At 52.4% G+C, this 17649-nt stretch carries 18 protein-coding genes and 2 pseudogenes; 10 read left to right on the top strand and 10 right to left on the bottom strand.

Translation table 11 applies throughout. The features are described 5' to 3' along the window. Positions 1–205: 205 nt before the first annotated feature. From CX651_RS18460 to rnm, 8 genes and pseudogenes are all read right to left on the bottom strand, one after another. Positions 206–643: a hypothetical protein gene (locus tag CX651_RS18460; protein WP_101057469.1), complete on the bottom strand. Its 438-nt coding sequence runs from the start codon at positions 641–643 to the stop codon at positions 206–208. Between the two features lie 171 nt (positions 644–814). Beyond that, positions 815–1132 (bottom strand): annotated as a pseudogene (locus CX651_RS18465) (hypothetical protein); the annotation flags it as partial. Positions 1133–1592: 460 nt separating this feature from the next. Beyond that, positions 1593–2558, bottom strand: coding sequence for a sialidase family protein (locus CX651_RS18470; protein ID WP_101057471.1), 966 nt, complete (start codon positions 2556–2558; stop codon positions 1593–1595). Between the two features lie 302 nt (positions 2559–2860). Further along, complete coding sequence (gene rluB / locus CX651_RS18475; protein WP_025010665.1) at positions 2861–3733, bottom strand: 23S rRNA pseudouridine(2605) synthase RluB; 873 nt, start codon at positions 3731–3733, stop codon at positions 2861–2863. Further along, positions 3734–4324 carry an SMC-Scp complex subunit ScpB gene (gene scpB / locus CX651_RS18480; RefSeq protein WP_025010666.1) on the bottom strand — a complete coding sequence of 197 codons (591 nt, stop codon included), beginning with the start codon at positions 4322–4324 and terminating at the stop codon, positions 3734–3736. It lies immediately after the preceding gene. A gap of 11 nt (positions 4325–4335) precedes the next feature. After that, positions 4336–5127, bottom strand: coding sequence for a segregation and condensation protein A (locus CX651_RS18485; RefSeq protein ID WP_101057474.1), 792 nt, complete (start codon positions 5125–5127; stop codon positions 4336–4338). Between the two features lie 77 nt (positions 5128–5204). Next, positions 5205–5825 (bottom strand): L-threonylcarbamoyladenylate synthase, encoded by a 621-nt coding sequence (locus CX651_RS18490; RefSeq protein ID WP_025010668.1) that lies wholly within the window; start codon positions 5823–5825, stop codon positions 5205–5207. After that, positions 5822–6682: an RNase RNM gene (rnm, locus tag CX651_RS18495; protein WP_028780247.1), complete on the bottom strand. Its 861-nt coding sequence runs from the start codon at positions 6680–6682 to the stop codon at positions 5822–5824. Before rnm ends, CX651_RS18490 begins: the two co-directional genes overlap by 4 nt. A gap of 363 nt (positions 6683–7045) precedes the next feature. Here rnm and CX651_RS18500 point away from each other — a divergent pair, with 363 nt between their 5' ends. The 10 genes from CX651_RS18500 (at position 7046) to CX651_RS18545 (ending at position 16381) form a co-directional block, all read left to right on the top strand. Beyond that, positions 7046–8605 (top strand): anthranilate synthase component 1, encoded by a 1560-nt coding sequence (locus CX651_RS18500; RefSeq protein ID WP_101057476.1) that lies wholly within the window; start codon positions 7046–7048, stop codon positions 8603–8605. Then, positions 8602–9204 (top strand): aminodeoxychorismate/anthranilate synthase component II, encoded by a 603-nt coding sequence (locus CX651_RS18505; protein WP_025010670.1) that lies wholly within the window; start codon positions 8602–8604, stop codon positions 9202–9204. The genes CX651_RS18500 and CX651_RS18505 overlap by 4 nt, the downstream gene beginning before the upstream one ends. Next, on the top strand, positions 9197–10273 hold the full coding sequence (trpD, locus tag CX651_RS18510; RefSeq protein WP_051472749.1) for an anthranilate phosphoribosyltransferase: 1077 nt from the start codon (positions 9197–9199) through the stop codon (positions 10271–10273). The genes CX651_RS18505 and trpD overlap by 8 nt, the downstream gene beginning before the upstream one ends. Further along, a complete protein-coding gene (gene trpCF, locus CX651_RS18515; RefSeq protein WP_101057478.1) occupies positions 10270–11658 on the top strand; it encodes a bifunctional indole-3-glycerol-phosphate synthase TrpC/phosphoribosylanthranilate isomerase TrpF in 1389 nt (462 codons plus the stop codon). Before trpD ends, trpCF begins: the two co-directional genes overlap by 4 nt. A 58-nt stretch (positions 11659–11716) precedes the next feature. Next, positions 11717–12946, top strand: a complete 1230-nt coding sequence (gene trpB, locus CX651_RS18520; protein WP_062793538.1) for a tryptophan synthase subunit beta — start codon at positions 11717–11719, stop codon at positions 12944–12946. Continuing rightward, entirely contained in the window at positions 12943–13746 is an 804-nt protein-coding gene (gene trpA / locus CX651_RS18525; RefSeq protein ID WP_081737130.1) for a tryptophan synthase subunit alpha, read from the top strand. Before trpB ends, trpA begins: the two co-directional genes overlap by 4 nt. A 349-nt stretch (positions 13747–14095) precedes the next feature. Then, a complete protein-coding gene (locus CX651_RS18530; protein ID WP_101057480.1) occupies positions 14096–15064 on the top strand; it encodes a CsgG/HfaB family protein in 969 nt (322 codons plus the stop codon). Then, entirely contained in the window at positions 15064–15384 is a 321-nt protein-coding gene (locus CX651_RS18535; RefSeq protein ID WP_101057482.1) for a hypothetical protein, read from the top strand. The genes CX651_RS18530 and CX651_RS18535 overlap by 1 nt, the downstream gene beginning before the upstream one ends. Next, positions 15381–15740: a DUF4810 domain-containing protein gene (locus tag CX651_RS18540; protein ID WP_101057484.1), complete on the top strand. Its 360-nt coding sequence runs from the start codon at positions 15381–15383 to the stop codon at positions 15738–15740. The genes CX651_RS18535 and CX651_RS18540 overlap by 4 nt, the downstream gene beginning before the upstream one ends. Beyond that, complete coding sequence (locus CX651_RS18545) at positions 15737–16381, top strand: DUF799 domain-containing protein (protein WP_101057487.1); 645 nt, start codon at positions 15737–15739, stop codon at positions 16379–16381. Before CX651_RS18540 ends, CX651_RS18545 begins: the two co-directional genes overlap by 4 nt. A gap of 315 nt (positions 16382–16696) precedes the next feature. Here CX651_RS18545 and CX651_RS18550 read toward each other — a convergent pair whose 3' ends face one another. Together CX651_RS18550 and CX651_RS18555 are read right to left on the bottom strand one after the other, a co-directional pair. Next, positions 16697–16945: a DUF3297 family protein gene (locus CX651_RS18550; protein ID WP_101057490.1), complete on the bottom strand. Its 249-nt coding sequence runs from the start codon at positions 16943–16945 to the stop codon at positions 16697–16699. A 387-nt stretch (positions 16946–17332) separates the two neighbouring features. Beyond that, positions 17333–17649 (bottom strand): annotated as a pseudogene (locus CX651_RS18555) (catalase-peroxidase); the annotation flags it as partial.

Below are 17649 nucleotides of genomic sequence, written 5' to 3' on the forward strand. Positions count from 1 at the left end.
GGATGCTCACATCGATCTGTGATTTTTAACGTGACACAGAATTTTGAACACCCTCGCGCTTTTCGATATTGTGGCTTAATCCATCCCGCTTGAACGCCAGTTGCTCTCCCAACTTATTGCGTTGGGATACCAGTTGGTTGTCCTGCCATTCGGGAAAACATCAAAAAGTTTGACTATCCTGTCTTTATTGGCTGTCTTTATTTAATTACTTATTATAGATCTCATCAAACCTACACAGAATCAAATCAACAGCTTTGTTACCACTATTTAATACCTTTCTGTAATTATTGATTTCGCTCTTATCTAGCACCCTCACAAAAACATCACCTTTGTAGAGATTCCCACCAATATTATGCGTTATATATTCATCTAGATTATTGACATTAGAAAAACCAACTAAACGCCAATTCCCATTAAAAACATTGTCGATGCTAGCATATATTGTAACTATCTTACCCACAGGCAAGTCGATTTCGAGAGCTCTATTGTTCTCAACATTAGAATCATCATAAGATGTTGAAAGTACTATAAATCCGATACAATTATTGATAACGTTAGATATCCAAACCACCTGACACAACGCTAGTTTTCCATTTCCATAAGGAACAGCCATTAAACTGCCAATTCTTAAATTATCCATCATCCACCTAACTTGTTCAATGTTTCTTCAAAAATCAACTTTGCATGATTTCCACCTCCCCCTGCAACATCATAGACCCCAGCATTTGGACTCCCTGGTAGCGAGCGTGGTCTCATGAAAATGGAGCACAATTAGGAACGATCATTTAGCAAAAGCAAATGCGAATAATAAAAACTATGAACTTAAGTCATATAGATCTTTTGCTTCTTCATCCATATCTAAGCTGCCGAGTGCTCCAAGATCTAAACTGTAAATTTTGTTATCGTTATCTTTTAAATAAACAAAGTATCCAAGATCACCATCTTGACCTATTAAAAAGTAATCAGATTCTATCTTTTGTATATTGTATGTTTCATTCCTTTCAGAGACATCTTTATAATTGAAAATATAAACAAAATCACCATCCCCCCTTTCAATTTCATAAAAATCTTTGTCCATCACCTCTTCAGACAAAAATTCTTTATACTTACCTGGCAATTTAATACCGTGTTTTTTTCTATAAGCTTTATCTCATTCAAAATACTATTTTTATCCATTACCATTAATCCTTTTCACAAAATTATAGCACGTCAAATATCAAAGAACGGATTACCATTGTTACTCCCGAATTCAGATAATGTAGGCGGAAACAATTTCGACAAATAGTTCATGAAATCAATTTCCCATTTGCTATAGGTAATAAATTCAGGATTAAATGTGCTACACTCTGTGTTACATAAACCTCGTCAGGTTTCTATAAGAATCAGTGTGTTAGAGAATTGGCTCAACAAGTGCCACATCCACCAATTCAAAGTAACAAGGTGTCTTTGGACACCTTTTTTTATTGCATAAAAAATCAACAGCTTGCGTACCAATTGACTGACTTTGAAATCTAAAGCGATTTTCCCTGTTATTAAACCTGATTCAGTCACGCTGGCTGGTGTCGAGCAGACAGGTATTGTGGCCAGGTACTTTAACCTTTAAGCCCGATACGGGCGAAATAGATGGCGGTTTTGCCCTCATGGCCTGAGTAGTACACCAGCTTGAGTTCATCGCCGTCCAGCTCGATACCTGCGTAGCTGGTATCGCCGCCGGATGGCAGGGTTAAGAGCTCGGTGACCTGGGCTGTGGCGCTATCGATTTCCACCAGCGAGGTGCGCACCTTATTGTCATAGAGGCGCACCACAGCCAGCAGGCGGTCGTTATAGAAAAAGGCGACCGGGCCACCGATACGGCAACTGAGCTGCTGCCATTGCCAGGTTTTGAAAGGTGCCTTGGCTCTGCCGAGCAGCCCGGTTTCTTGTGCGTCCCACACTGGATCGCGCCTTAGTAGGCAAAGCGCTTCTGTGTTTGAAGAGGATTGAGCTGAGCGAGTATGCTCGCCGCCCCAAAACAACAGTGATGATTCATTGACATAACCGTCATTTTGCAAGGGGGCGACCCAGGGCGTAAATTGCAGTTTACCGGTTTGTGATGCTTGCAGGCGCTCACTACGATAGAGCCTGACATCACCATCGGCGCCAGGGCGATAGCCCACGCCGTAGAGGCCATCTTCGGCCTCGGTCACCCGCCAGAGCCAGTATCCGGTATCGGCGACTTTTTCGGGGGCCGACCAGTTGATGCCATCCAGCGAGTGCCACATCAAAGACTGCAGCGGCGCCTTGCCATGTTTGGAGGCTGCGCCAAAAAGCCATAAACGGCCGGCATGGGCGAGCAGTTTGCCGTCACGCAGATCGCCAAGCTCACTTTGAATAAGCGCCTCGGCCTGCCAGCTTTGGCCATCGTCGCTGGATTTAAGCACTCTCAGCGCACCATCATCAGACACATGGGCTTGGCCCTCCCGAAAGACGCAGTAGAGCGCCCCCTGCCAGCGGCATAGATCGCAAAAGGCGTTGTGTTCGCCTTGGTCCCAAATTTTTGTGTGTGAGATCAGCTGCATGCCTTGGCTCCCTGAGTTGCTGTTCCTTTATCTTATACCATGACTGAACTGCGCCAAGATGCGTGGACTTTTTACAGTAAAAATTGATGGCAAAAAACTTTGGCGAAAGCTATGGCAAAAACGACGACAAAAACTAAGTAGAAACTATGCAAAAGCAGCGAGAAACAGTGCCAAAAAGCTAAGAAAACGAGCAACAAAAAAGGCCGCCGCGGCGACCTTTCATTGCATTGGAATCACATCTTTAGATGGGATTAGACAGGCTATCGACAAGCTGTAACACACTGCCGAAAGCCTTGGCAGTATCAGCTGCGCTGCCGGGTCGGTTTGGGCTTGCCAGCCGCCGTCTTGTGTTTACGCACGGCGCGGCGCACCTTGGCACTGCGTACCTTGTTACGGGCCACGCTGTGTTTGTCGGCACCCAGCATGGAGCGGGTTTCCGGATCCATGCCCGCCAGTTGGCGCAGGTAGTTAACCTGCTCCAGCGGCAGTTCGACCCAGCCGCCACGAGGCAGGCTCTTGGGCAGTTCTATCATGCCGTAACGCACCCGAATAAGGCGGCTCACCTGCACTTCCTGGGATTCCCACAGACGACGCACTTCACGGTTGCGCCCTTCGCGCAGGGTAACGTGCCACCATTGGTTGATGCCTTCGCCACCGGCGGCCTTGATGTGGTCAAACTGGGCCGGGCCATCTTCCAGCATAACGCCGCTGCGCAAACGCTGCAGCGCCGCTTCCGGCACTTCACCGAAGGTACGCACGGCGTACTCACGCTCCACTTCATTGGAGGGGTGCATCAGGCGGTTGGCCAGTTCACCATCCGAGGTGAACAGCAACAAACCCGAGGTGTTGATATCCAAACGTCCCACTGCAACCCAGCGGCTGTCTCGGGTGCGGGGCAGACGATCGAATACTGTGGGCCGACCTTCGGGATCTTTGCGCGAGCAGATCTCCCCTTCCGGCTTGTGGTAGGCCAGTACCCGGCAGATCACATCATCGGCAGATTTCAGCGATACCGCACGGCCATCGATACGTACCTTGGCGTCGGCTTCGATGCGATCACCCAGTTTGGCGATTTCTCCGTCAATACTCACGCGACCTGCAGCAATCCATGCCTCCATCTCACGACGGGAGCCATGGCCTGCACGGGCCAAGACTTTCTGCAATTTTTCGCTCATTCAAGTTGACTCTTCTAAGGGTTCCGGCGGTGTTTTCATCCCCGAAAATACCGCCTCTAATGATTCGGCGTCAGACAGAGGCGGCAGATCCGCTATGCTGTCCAGACCGAAGTAAGCCAGAAACTCTGTAGTGGTGGCGTATAACGAAGGCCTTCCCGGCACCTCTTTGTGCCCCACAACGCGGATCCAGCGTCTGTCTGTTAAATTCTTGATAATCTGGCTGCCGACAGCCACCCCTCTGACCAGCTCAATTTCGCCGCGGGTCACAGGCTGACGGTAGGCGATAACCGCCAGGGTTTCCAATGTTGCCCTGGAGTACTTGGGCGCCTGCTCCTGCCACAAAGGTTGCAGCAAGGGGCTGAGGCTGTCGCGGGTCTGAAACCGATAACCGCCGGCAACCTTGACCAGTTGTACTCCACGCTCCTGGTAATCCAGGGTCAATTCATCCACTGCGGCGCGAATACGCTCGCGTGAGACACTGAAATCGGCCAGCACGGTTTCTCTCAGCGCCTTCAAGGTCATAGGCTTGGCCAGCACAAACAGGCTGGCTTCGATCAGTTGTTTCAGCTGAAGGTCGTTAATCTTCGCCAAGTCGGCTCCCGTCAGTACGCCTTGAGATAAATTCGCGATAAAGGTTCGGCCTGGCTCAGTTCCACCAGCAGTTCCTTTACCAACTCCATCAATGCCAGAAAGCTGACCACCACTCCGGCGCGCCCCTCTTCCACCTTGAACAGGGCTTCAAAAGGGGTGTAATGCTCACTGGAGAGCATGGCCAGAATTTGGCTCATCCGCTCCCGGGTAGAGAGCTGCTCGCGCTGCACCTGGTGAGAAGTGCCGGCTTCCACCCGCTTGAGTACCTCGCCAAAGGCCCGGGCCAGTTCGGCCAAAGACACATCCGGCGGCACCAGCAAGGGCTTGATATCCGGCGCCTTGCCCGCCTTGGCCTGGAATACGTCCCGCTCGAGCCTTGGCAGTTCATCCAGCCGCACCGCCGCCTCTTTGATGGCTTCATAAGCCTTGAGTTGGCGGATCAGCACGGCTCTGGGGTCTTCCTCTTCCTCGGCTTCCAGCTCCGGCCTTGGCAACAGCAAACGCGACTTGATTTCCGCCAATGTTGCCGCCATCACCAGATAGTCGGCCGCCAGCTCTACCCTGGCGCCCTGCAGCAGCTCGATATATTCAAGATACTGGGCGGTGATCCTGTGAATGGGCAGATCTACCACATCCATTTTTTGCTTGCGGATCAGGTACAAAAGCAAGTCGAGCGGCCCTTCAAACGCCTCAAGAAACACCTCAAGCGCCTCGGGAGGAATAAAGAGATCGGCAGGCAGCTCTCTAAGCGCCTCACCCCGCACTACGGCAAGCGGCAGACTCTGTTGAACGCCTTCACTCAAGCCGTTTTCTCTCCTCTGGCAGCATCCTTAAGGCGGCATAGGCCGACCAAACGCGCGATTATACCTTTATTGAGCGGTTAAAGAAATGGGCTGATATCGCCACTGCCTTCACGGACTATGACCATTTCGCCTTCAGACATGTCTATCACTGTGGTGGGCTTTTCGCCCAGGTAACCGCCGTGGAGAATGGCATCTACCTGATGTTCGAGAATATCGCGGATATGCTCGGGATCCGACTCGGTAAAGTCGTTGCCGGGCAGAATAAGACTGGTGGACATCAAGGGTTCACCCAGAGCTTCCAGCAGCGCCAGGGCGATAACATTGTTCGGTACCCGAATGCCTATGGTGCGTTTCTTTTCGTTCTGCAGCCTTCTTGGCACCTCTTTGGTGGCCTTGAAGATGAAGGTGTAACAACCCGGTGTGTTGTTCTTCAGAATGCGAAACGCCTGGTTATCGACTCTGGCATAGGTCGACAGCTCAGATAAGTCGCGGCACATCAGCGAAAAGTTATGATCATTGTCTATCTGGCGAATTCTGGCGATACGGCTCATGGCGTCTTTATCGCCAATCATACAACCCAGCGCATAGCCGGAATCTGTGGGGTAAACTATGACCCCGCCGCTTTTCAGAATGCTCACCGCCTGGCTTATCAGACGGGTTTGAGGATTCACCTCATGTACGTAGAAAAATTGACTCATTTAGTTATTGTCCATTGCTTGCATTGCCAGACCCAGTTCAATCCCTGGGGCCGATACAGATTCTTGCCCAGTTCCAGCCAGCGGCCGGGAAAGTGGAAATCGGATCCCACCGAGGCGTAGAGGCCGTTGAGAGTGGCCAGCGCCCCTAAATTATTTCTGTCGTCTGTGGTTTGCTGCCCGAGCACCACCTCCATGGCATCACCACCTGCGGCCTTGAATTCGCGCACCAGGCGTTTGAGCCACTTGGCCGACAGTTGATAGCCACTGGGGTGGGCCAACACGGCCACTCCACCTGCGTTGTGGATCACCTCTATGGCCGTCGCCATCTCACCCCAGTTGTTGGGCACATAGCCTGTTTTGCCACGGCCGAGAAACTTCTTGAACACGCTGGCGCTATCCGGCGCGTGCCCCTGCTCGGCCAGGAAACGGGCGTAATGGCCACGGCTCAGTGCCGCATCACCAGCGAGCGCCCTGGCGCCTTCGTAGGCCCCGGGGATACCGGCCTTTTCAAGCCTTGCGCCTATTTCGCGAGCCCGCTCTTCCCTGAGCTCACGTTGACGCTCGAGAAAGACAAGCAGGTTTTCGTCGTGACGGTCGATATCCAGTGCCACGATATGAATATCATAGGCGTGCCAACGGGTAGAGATCTCAACCCCGTCCACCAGGGTCAAAGGCGCGCTCTGCCCGGCATTGAAGGCATGGGCCTCATCCAGCCCGGCGACTGTGTCGTGATCGGTAATCGCCAGCAGCTCAACCCCCTTTTCCAGGGCGCGTTCGAGCAGCAAAGACGGTGTCAGTTGGCCATCTGAGGCTGTGGTATGGCTGTGAAGATCGGCCAAAGTATTTTCAGTTATCATAGCGCTATTCTACTTGGTTTTGTTGGCAAAATGCGATTTATCTCCGCTGGGCGACGGCAAATTGGCAGAAATTTATCTAAATTAAAAATATTCAATTGACATTGGCGGGCAGCTGGGTTTTTCTATAGGTCAAACGTCGAGAGGACAAATTTTCAATGACACACTTCAACGCTTCACTCAACATCATCTGGTGGTGGCACTTCCCTTAACGCGGGTAGTGTGAAGCGCTGTGCACGATTGAAAATAACGCAGCCAAATTCAACAAAAAGCCCGCAAGAGATTGCGGGCTTTTTTGTGCTTAACGGGCAGGAAAACCCCGCAGCCAGGCTAAACAGCGGAACAACAGGAAGGACAGATGAACAGATGAACAGAATCGAGCCAATCGCCAGAGTACACCGCCAGACGCGGTCACTGCCCTATTACGACGATCCCCTGAAACTGTATCAGCAACTGACGCGGGACAAGCCTCACAGCATGTTGCTGGAGTCGGCCGAAATCGACAGCAAGGATCACCTGAAAAGCATTATCCTCAGCCACGCGGCGCTGGCCATTCGCTGTGACGGGTCGACCTTGAGCTTCGAGGCTTTGACAGACAACGGCGCCGGACTATTGCCTGCGATTCACGACTTCTTTAACTCGCGCGGTGAGGTCAGCCTGGAGCAGCAGAGCCTCAAGGTCGTACTGCGCCCGATCACTGCCGAGCTGGATGAAGATGCCAGACTCAAGGCAGGCTCGCCGCTCGATGGCCTGAGATTACTGCAGCAGGGTCTGGTTGATGAAAAGGAGAGCCAGTTTGAAACCGGATTTCTGGGCGGCGTTTTGGGGTACGACCTTATCGCCAGCACAGAGCCGCTGCCAAGCGTAAGCCAGGGCGCCAACCACTGCCCCGACTATCTGTTTTATCTGGCTGAAACCCTGATAACAGTGGATCACCAAAAGGGCTGCGCCGAAGCCGTGGTGATGGAGTTTAATGGCAACAGCGAGGTGCAGGCCGAGCTTGGCGCCAGACTGGATGCCATAGAAACCAACTGCCAGCTGCTGGAAGATGTCGCCCCTTTAAGCGGTGTACATGCCGAGGCCAGCGTCAATATCAGTGACGCCGATTTTTGCCGCCAGGTGAGCCGCCTCAAGGAGCATATCTGCGCCGGTGATATCTTTCAGGTTGTGCCATCACGCAGTTTCAGCCTGCCCTGCCCCAATACTCTGGGCGCCTATCGGGCACTGAGACTGACCAACCCCAGCCCCTATATGTTTTACCTGCGCAGCGCCGACTTCACCCTGTTTGGTGCCTCTCCGGAAAGCGCCCTCAAGTATGAAGCCGAGGGCAATCAGGTTGAGGTTTACCCCATCGCCGGTACTCGCAAACGCGGCAAGACCCCAGATGGCGAGATAGATTTCGATCTCGACAGCCGCATAGAGCTGGAACTGAGACTCGATAAGAAAGAGCTGTCGGAGCACATCATGTTGGTGGACTTGGCCCGCAACGATATCGCCCGCATCAGCCAGAGTGGCAGTCGTAAAGTGGCCGAGCTGCTGAAGGTAGACAGATACTCCCATGTGATGCATCTGGTCAGCCGAGTAACCGGGCAGCTTAGGGAAGATCTCGACGCCCTGCACGCCTATCAGGCCTGCATGAACATGGGCACCCTGGTGGGCGCCCCCAAGGTGCGCGCCGCCCAACTCATTCGTGAAACCGAGCAGCAGCGCCGCGGCAGCTATGGCGGCGCCGTGGGTTATCTCAACGCCCTCGGCGATATGGACACTTGCATAGTGATCCGCTCCGCCTTCGTCAGCGAAGGCATGGCGCACATCCAGGCCGGGGCCGGAGTGGTCTATGATTCAGATCCCCAGGCCGAGGCCGACGAAACCGCGCAAAAGGCGCAGGCAGTGATCAGTGCAATCAAGATGGGAGGTGGCCTGTGAAACTCTATCTATTGGATAACTTCGACTCCTTCACCTACAACCTGGTGGATCAGTTCCGCAGCCTGGGCTTTGAAGTGCTGGTGTATCGCAATAATGTCAGTGCCCAGTTGCTCGCCGAGCGGATGCTGGCGGAGCCGGGTCAGGCAGCGCTTATTTTGTCTCCCGGCCCGGGAGCCCCCAGAGAAGCCGGTTGTATGATGGAGCTTATTGCGCTGCTGGCCGGCAAACTGCCGATTCTCGGTATCTGCCTTGGTCACCAGGCCCTGGTTGAACATTACGGCGGCAAGGTTGAGCGTGCCCCCCAAGTGGTACACGGTAAGGCCAGCCCGGTAGAGCACAACTGCGACGGCCTGTTTGCCAACCTGCCATCTCCCTTGCCTGTGGCCCGCTATCATTCACTGGTGGCAACCAAGGTGCCCGACTGCCTGGAGGTGATAGCCACCACCGAAGGCATGCCTATGGCCATCAGCCATCGCTGTGATGCCGCAGTCGGCTTCCAGTTCCACCCCGAATCGATTCTCACCACCCTTGGCAGCACCTTGCTGGTGCAAACACTGCAATACCTGACCATGAGCCGCGAGGAAACCTGCCATGACTGAACTGCAACCTCTGTTCGACAGCCTGTACCGGGGCGAGTCTTTAAGCCGTAGCCAGGCCGCCAGCCTGTTTGCCGAACTTATCGACGGCAAGCTCAGTGAAAGCCAGATGGCAGCCATGCTGATCGCGCTCAAGCTCAAGGGCGAAACCATAGACGAGATCAGCGGCGCCGCCGATGCCCTGCTGGCCGCCGCCAAGCCGTTTCCGCACCAATGCCAAAGGGTAGTGGATATTGTCGGCACCGGCGGTGACGGCCACAACACCATCAATATCTCTACCACCGCCGCCTTTGTTGCCGCCGCGGCCGGGGTCAATGTTGCCAAACATGGCAACCGCGGAGTGTCCAGCAAGTCGGGCTCTTCCGATCTGCTGGCACAATTCGGCATAGACTTGACCATGTCACCCGAGTGCGCCGCCAAACACCTTGCAGACAACGGCCTGTGTTTTCTGTTTGCACCCCATTATCACGGTGGAGTGCGGCATGCTGTACCTGTGCGCCAGGCGCTCAAGACCCGCACCCTGTTCAATGTACTCGGCCCGCTGATTAATCCGGCTCGTCCCGACTATATGCTGCTTGGGGTCTACAGCCCGAGCTTGGTTCGCCCCATTGCCGAAGTGTTGCGGGCCCTTGGCGTCAAAGGCGCCATGGTCGTTCACGGCAGCGGCTTGGATGAAGTGGCGCTGCACGGCGAAACCCAGGTGGCCGAACTCAAGGGTGCAGAGATAGTGGAATATCGCCTCACCCCGGCAGACTTTGGCGTGCCGCAGGCGACGCTGGCCGAGCTGGAAGGCGGCACCCCGGCAGAAAACGCCCTGATTACCCAAGCACTGTTCGCCGGTAAAGGCAGCGCCGCCCAGCGTCACGCCGTGGCCATCAATGCCGCCTGCGTGCTCTATCTCGCCGGCAAGGCTGACAATCTCAGGCAGGCCACCCAACTGGCACTGGCCACCCTGGATGATGGCCGCGCCTGCGCCAAACTCAACGCCCTGGCGGACAAGGCCCACCAAACCCAGACTGAAAACAATGACGCCAACTCACCACAACCGAGCAAGGCAGGAGCTATATCATGAGTAACGTGCTTGAGCGTATCGTCGCCACCAAGCAGCAGCATATTGAAGCCCTCAAGCTGCGTTTTCCCGAAGATAGCCTGACGCCCAAGACGTCGGATCGCAGCCTGTATCAGGCACTCAGTGCAAAAGGCGCCGGCTTTATTCTGGAATGCAAGAAGGCCAGCCCCTCCAAAGGGCTTATCCGCAAAGACTTCGACCCGGTTGCCATTGCCGATGTTTACAGCCGCTACGCCTCCGCGGTGTCGGTACTGACAGACGAGGCCTTCTTTCAGGGTGACTTTCGCTATTTGCCCAAGGTGCGGGCCAGAATCAAACAGCCGGTATTGTGCAAAGACTTTTTTGTTTCGCCTTATCAGGTTAAGTTGGCGGCCCATCAGGGCGCCGATGCCATCTTGCTGATGCTGTCGGTACTCAGCGATGAGCAGTATCGATTGCTGGCGAGCGAAGCCGAGCAATATGCCCTCGACACCCTCACGGAAGTTTCCAACGAGGAAGAGCTCAAGCGTGCGCTGGCTCTGGGCGCGCCGATTATTGGCATCAACAACCGCAACCTCAGGGATCTGAGTACAGATCTGGCAATGACAGAATACTTAGCCCCCAAGATCCCCGAGGGGACACTGATCATCAGCGAATCCGGGATCTACAGCCGTGAGGATGTACGCCGCCTCAGCCCGCTGGTCGACGGCTTTTTGGTAGGCAGCTCGCTGATGGCCGAGGCCGATTTGGATCTGGCCTGTCGCCGCCTTATCTATGGCAACAACAAGGTGTGTGGCCTGACCCGGGAGCAGGATCTGCTGGATGCGGCAAAATCCGGTGCCGTCTATGGCGGCCTCATCTTCGCCGCCAAGTCCCCCCGTTGTGTCAGCCGCGCCCACGCCGCCGAGCTGTGCCGTTATAACGCCGAGCAGCCGCGTAAACTGGCAATGGTAGGGGTTTTTGTCAATGAATCACCGGCTAAGATGGCCGAGCTGGCCAATGAACTGAAACTGAGCGCGCTGCAGCTTCATGGCAGTGAATCAAGTGAAGATATTGCCAAGCTCAAGCTGCTGCTTGAGCAAAACGGGCATCAGGCCGAGATCTGGAAGGCTGTCCCGGTCAATGTCGACGGCGGCGAGCTGCCAACCTTGCCGGAAGGCGCCGACCGCTATCTCTATGACAGTAAAAGCGGCGACAGCTTTGGTGGTACCGGCAAACATTTCGATTGGCAGCAAGGGCTTGCCCAGCGTGAGCGTGCCATGCTTGCCGGTGGCCTGAGTCCGGACAACGCCGCCTTGGCTGCCACCCAGGGCTTTTTCGGGCTGGACTTTAACTCAGGGGTGGAAAGCGCCCCCGGCATCAAAGACAGAGCGGCACTGCAGGTGGTGTTTAAGCAGCTCAAAGCCTGACAAGAACAACAGTATTCGCCTGTCAGACAGGCGCAACAAGTATCCTAAGGAAAGCAGTATGAGCGAGTTAAAACTCAACCCTTATTTCGGGGAATACGGCGGCATGTATGTGCCGCAGATTTTGATGCCGGCGCTGAAGCAGTTGGAAAGTGCCTTTGTCGAGGCCCAGAATGATCCCGCCTTTCAGGCCGAGTTCACCGAGCTTTTGAAAAACTATGCCGGGCGTCCCACCGCCTTGACCCTGACCCGTAACCTGTCACCCAATGACAAGGTAAAAATCTACCTCAAGCGGGAAGATCTGCTGCATGGCGGCGCCCACAAGACCAACCAGGTGCTGGGGCAGGCGCTGCTGGCCAAGCGTATGGGTAAAAAAGAGATCATCGCCGAAACCGGCGCCGGTCAACACGGGGTGGCCACCGCCCTGGCCTGCGCCCTGCTGGGCCTTAAGTGTAAAATCTACATGGGCGCCAAAGATGTGGAGCGCCAAAGCCCTAATGTGTTCCGCATGCGTTTGATGGGTGCCGAGGTCATTCCTGTCACCTCAGGCTCTGCCACTCTCAAAGATGCCTGCAACGAGGCGATGCGCGACTGGTCCGGCAGCTATGACAAGGCGCACTACCTGCTGGGTACCGCCGCCGGGCCTCACCCCTTCCCCACCATAGTCAGGGAGTTCCAGCGCATGATAGGCGCCGAAACCAAGGCGCAGATCCTTGAGCGTGAAGGCCGACTGCCGGACGCCGTCATTGCCTGTGTTGGCGGCGGCTCCAACGCCATAGGTATGTTTGCCGACTTCATAGATGAAGCCTCGGTGCGCCTCATAGGCGTTGAGCCGGCCGGAAAAGGCATAGATACGCCGATGCACGGCGCGCCGCTGCGGCACGGCAAGACTGGCATATTTTTTGGCATGAAGGCGCCATTGATGCAGGACAGCAACGGCCAGATAGAAGAATCTTACTCCATCTCTGCCGGGTTGGATTTCCCCTCTGTCGGCCCGCAACACGCCCACCTCAACGCCACCGGACGCGCAACCTATGAGTCGGCCACCGATGAGGAGGCGCTGGAAGCCTTCCAGTTACTGGCCCGCTGCGAAGGGATTATTCCGGCGCTGGAGTCGGCCCACGCGCTGGCCTATGCCATCAGGCTGGCCAAAGAGTGCCGCGAAGAAACCATACTGGTGGTTAACCTCTCCGGCCGCGGCGATAAAGACATATTTACCGTTTCCGATATCCTGGCAGAGCGCCAGGCTGCATCTGCGCAGTCAGATAAATCACAGGAGTCACAGGCATGAGTACACGTTATCAAACCACTTTTGCCCGGCTGCAGGCCGAAGGCCGCGGCGCCTTTGTTCCCTTTGTGACACTGGGCGATCCCGGCCCTGAGCTGTCGTTGCAGATTATCGACACCCTGATTGCCCATGGTGCCGACGCCCTTGAGTTGGGCTTCCCCTTTTCCGATCCGTTGGCCGATGGCCCGGTGATCCAGGGCGCCAACTTACGGGCGCTGGCTGCCGGCACTACTCCAGCCAAGTGCTTCGAGCTTATCGCCGAGGTACGTAGCCGTTATCCCGAGTTGCCCATCGGCCTGCTGTTGTACGCCAATCTGGTGTACGCCAACGGCATCGACAACTTCTATCGCCGCGCCGCCGAGGCCGGGGTGGATTCAGTGCTGATAGCCGACGTACCGGTTGAGGAAGCCGCACCTTTTATAGAAGCCGCCAAGGCCCATGCCATAGCGCCTATCTTTATTGCGCCGCCCAATGCCGATGATGACACTCTCAAGGCGGTGAGTGAAGCCGCTGAAGGCTACACCTATCTGCTGTCCCGCGCCGGGGTAACTGGCGCCGACAATAAGGCAGGTATGCCGGTGGATGAAGTACTGGCCAAGCTTAAAGCCTTCGATGCGCCGCCTCCACTGTTGGGGTTCGGTATCGCCGAGCCGGCTCAGGTCAGCGCCGCAATTGCCGCCGGCGCCGCCGGTGCCATCTCGGGCTCTGCCGTGGTCAGGATCATTGAACAACACCAAAATGCACCCGATATGCTACTGAGCACTCTGGCCGACTTTACCCGTGCCATGAAGGACGCCAGCTAATCTCAGCCCTCTTTAATCCCCCAGCCAGGGTATTCCCTGGCTTTTTTATGTCATGCACAACCCAATACGCTCATTTACACTTGATTTTCAACCAGGCAACGGGATATCTTCAAATACCATCTTTTGTAAGATAAACAAAATAAAAGAGTCATTTTTTTAACACTTTAAAGTACTTGGTCTCACACTGTTTCTTAAAGTTATAGGCTAAGCACTCTATTAATGCTCCCAAACTTAGGGAATGTGCGGGGCCAAAGTATCAATATAAAATGTGAACATTAACCCACAAAAAAATATTTACATTAAATAAACTTACGTTGCAAAATGTAACCCACAATTAAGGAACCCAAAAATGAAACGCAGTTTATTTACTGCCAGCGCACTCGCTTTAGCTCTCAGTGGATGCGCAACCCAATCTCCACAAGTTGAGTCCCAGGAAAGCCCTCACTCTCAACAAGCTCAAATTGAAGCACAAAAAGCAGCCATGGAGGCATCGGTTACCAATCCTATCCTAAAACGTAAATTAGCTCTTGGCAGAATTACTAATGAAACCATCTACGGCAAAAGCCTTTTGCGAGATGACAAAGGCGATGTACTTGGTAAGCAAGTGACCGACATGTTGTCAAAAGCTCTGACAGAGTCAGGCCAATATCTCGTGTTTGAACGTCCAGATATTGAGCGCCTTAAAGATGAGGCAAAGCTTACTGGACAAGAGTTAAACCTAGTAGGTGTTGATACTTTAATAATCGGCTCTCTCACTGAATTTGGCCGTAAAACAGAAGGGAAAAGTGGATTTCTTTCTTCCACTAAAAAACAAGTCGCCTTTGCTAAAGTTGACTTACGCTTAGTCGATAGCAAAACTGGGCTGGTTTACCATTCTCTATCAGGAGCAGGGGAAAGTAGTTCTGAGGCCGCTTCTGTTGCAGGCTTTGGTTCTAAAGCTGCCTACGATGGAACACTCAATGATGCTGCGATTTCTAACGCGATATCAGATGCTATCAGCAAATTGACCGCCGAAATGCAAACCCGTCCTTGGCAAACCGACATTCTAGCTGTTGAAGACGGGATGATTTACATCAGTGGCGGTAAGTCACAAGGTATAAAACAAGGAATGAGTTTTAATATCGAAACTCAGGGAAAAGTCGTAAAGTCCAAACAAACTGGTTTCGATATTACATTACCTGGCAAGAAAGTCGCTACTGTTTCAGTAATACAGCTTTTTGGCGACAATGAAACAAACGAAGGCGCAATAACCACTATTTCCAGCGGTTCAATTGATGGTCTTAAATACACAGAACTTAATGTGGTGGAGGCGAAATAATGAAGTTGAAATTAGCCCTGATACTGAGTGTTTTATCCCTCAATGTAGGTTGTGTACAAATGCCAACCACTACCAGTTCAACTGTAGACAATCGTCCTCAAATTATATTTAAAGTAAGCGATAATTCTGGTGTAGAAGGAATGCGTGTAATAGTTGACGGACTAGACAATGGACCTGTCGCGCCATTCACTAATGGTACTCAAGCTTTGCGTATTCTTCCTGGTACTCACATTATTGAGATCCTAAATGGTGATACTGTTATTTCATCGCAGAAAATCTATGTATCCGATGGTGTGACAAAAGAGGTCCTGATCAAATGAGCCGTCTCAAACTTGGCCTATGTGTATTGGTAGTGTTTGGCTTAGCTGGCTGTAAATCGACAACGTTATATAACTGGGGAGTTTATGATGAAGGCCTGTACGAATACTATCACGATCCCGTCGCAGCTAAGGAGTTCCCTATAGCACTTGAAGATCACCTGAAACAAATTGAAGATAATAAACAACGACCAGCACCTGGGTTATATGCTGAAGTCGGAACTTTCAAGCTAAAATCAGGCGATATAACCGGAGCAATATCGTTTTATGAAAAAGAAGCGAATACATGGCCGGAGAGCGCAGCCTTAATGAAGACTCTAGTGCAAAACCTTCAACGTCAAAACGGTAATAAGCAATGAAATTTATCAAATTAACTTTTTCAGTTGCGTTAGTTGCCTTACTTTCCGCATGTCAAACAACGACGGCTCCACGTCAAACTGGTTTTGAAGAACACAAGCCAAGCTCAATTCTGATACTCCCAGTCATAAACCACAGCGTTGATGTCGATGCGCCGCTTGCTGTGTATAGCTCTTTACCTGTAATGCTTGCAGAGAAAGGTTACTATGTCTATCCATCGAATACAGTGAAGACAATCCTTGAATATGAAGGTCTTTACGAGCCTCAAGAGATACATCAGCTACCCGTGACCTCTTTGGTACAAATGTTTGGTGCAGATGTGGTTCTGTATGTCACGATAGAGCGGTGGGATACCACATATATGCTTATTTCAAGTACGACAGAAGTAGAGTTTACATACGCATTCAAAAACAAAACCGGGGATACGATTTGGCAAACCTCAAAAAAAATGCAATATACCCCCCAAAATAGTTCTACCGGTAACCCGTTGGCCGATCTCATAGGGGCTGTCATCACAGCAACAATTAACCGCGCGGCTCCCGATTATATGCCTCTTACCCGGATGGCTAACTACCAAGTTTTCTATAGCGATCAATCGACCTACTTACCTAATGGTCCATACAAACCCAAAGAGATTAAGTAGCTCAAAAAATCTGTTAAGCTTTGTGCTTGCTCGAGCCAGGGTCCTCCCTGGCTTTTTTAGGCGTCACAAACGACAAAAGCCTAAGCTGGTTTCAATCCGGGGCGTTTTTTTAAACATACAAACTTTGTCGAGAATTCTGCACAGCCGCCGGGCCAACTTTAAACAAACATCTGAATTTTATTAGATTTTTACGCGTTACTGCCCAAAAAATGGATTTACGACATTGGTTGAGCGAATATCTCAGAACAAGGTACTCACTGATAAAAAGGCCATCTTTGCAGATGGCCCTTTATGCAATATTTACAGCTAAAAAGCTTACTTATAAAAGGCTTCTACTGTGCCTTTGATGGTCATCAACAAGGGCTGGCCGCGGCGGTCGAGTGCTTTGTGAGAGGCGACTTTAATCCAGCCTTCACTGATGCAGTATTCTTCCACGTCATTGCGCTCTTTGCCATTGATGCGAATGCCCACATCGAACTCAAATACTTCGGCCACATGGTGTGGACTGCGTGGGTTGATAGAAAGGCGATCCGGCAGAGTGGGTGGTACTTTGGTATCGGTCATAATCTTCATCTTGGGTAAATAAAACTCGCGATATTGTAGGCAATCCCCCAACCCACCTCAATAGTGGCGAATGGCTTTATCCACACGGATTATGCCCTTTTTATCAATCCAATCAGCCAATTTGGTTGTTTGGCCATGGGCTAAACTTTATCTGACTCGATTGCACGCCCGTTGATATGTTAATCAATAGAGCCTCATTCCAAAAAAATAACGGCGTATGCGATGAGCCAGCAACTGAAGTTGCGTGTTCGACCAAATACCTCATCCCCAAACCCGATAGAAATAGCGCTTGGGAAAGCCCCAAGAAAAATCGGCGCAAAGCCAAAGCCTGCACCGATTTCATGAGATGGATTATCTCTCTTACTTGTTTACATCAGCCGTCAACGATTACTGCAAATCGAACCTATCCAGCTCCATCACCTTGGTCCAGGCTTTGGCAAAGTCCTCAACGAAGCGGGTCTTGCCATCGTCTGCGGCATACACTTCAGCGATGGCTCTGAGTTCTGAATGGGAACCAAACACCAAGTCGACCGGCGTAGCCGTCCATTTGAGTTTGCCGGACTGACGATCAAGGCCCTGATAGAGACCAGGCTCCTTATCCTTTTCCCAACGAGTGGACATATCCAGCAGGTTTACAAAGGGAAGGTGAGAATAAGTCCGAGATGTGAGATCATCGTGTTGTAACCTGAACCCAGAATGAGTAA

Source organism: Shewanella chilikensis (assembly GCF_002836945.1).
Classification (GTDB): Bacteria; Pseudomonadota; Gammaproteobacteria; order Enterobacterales; family Shewanellaceae; genus Shewanella; species Shewanella chilikensis.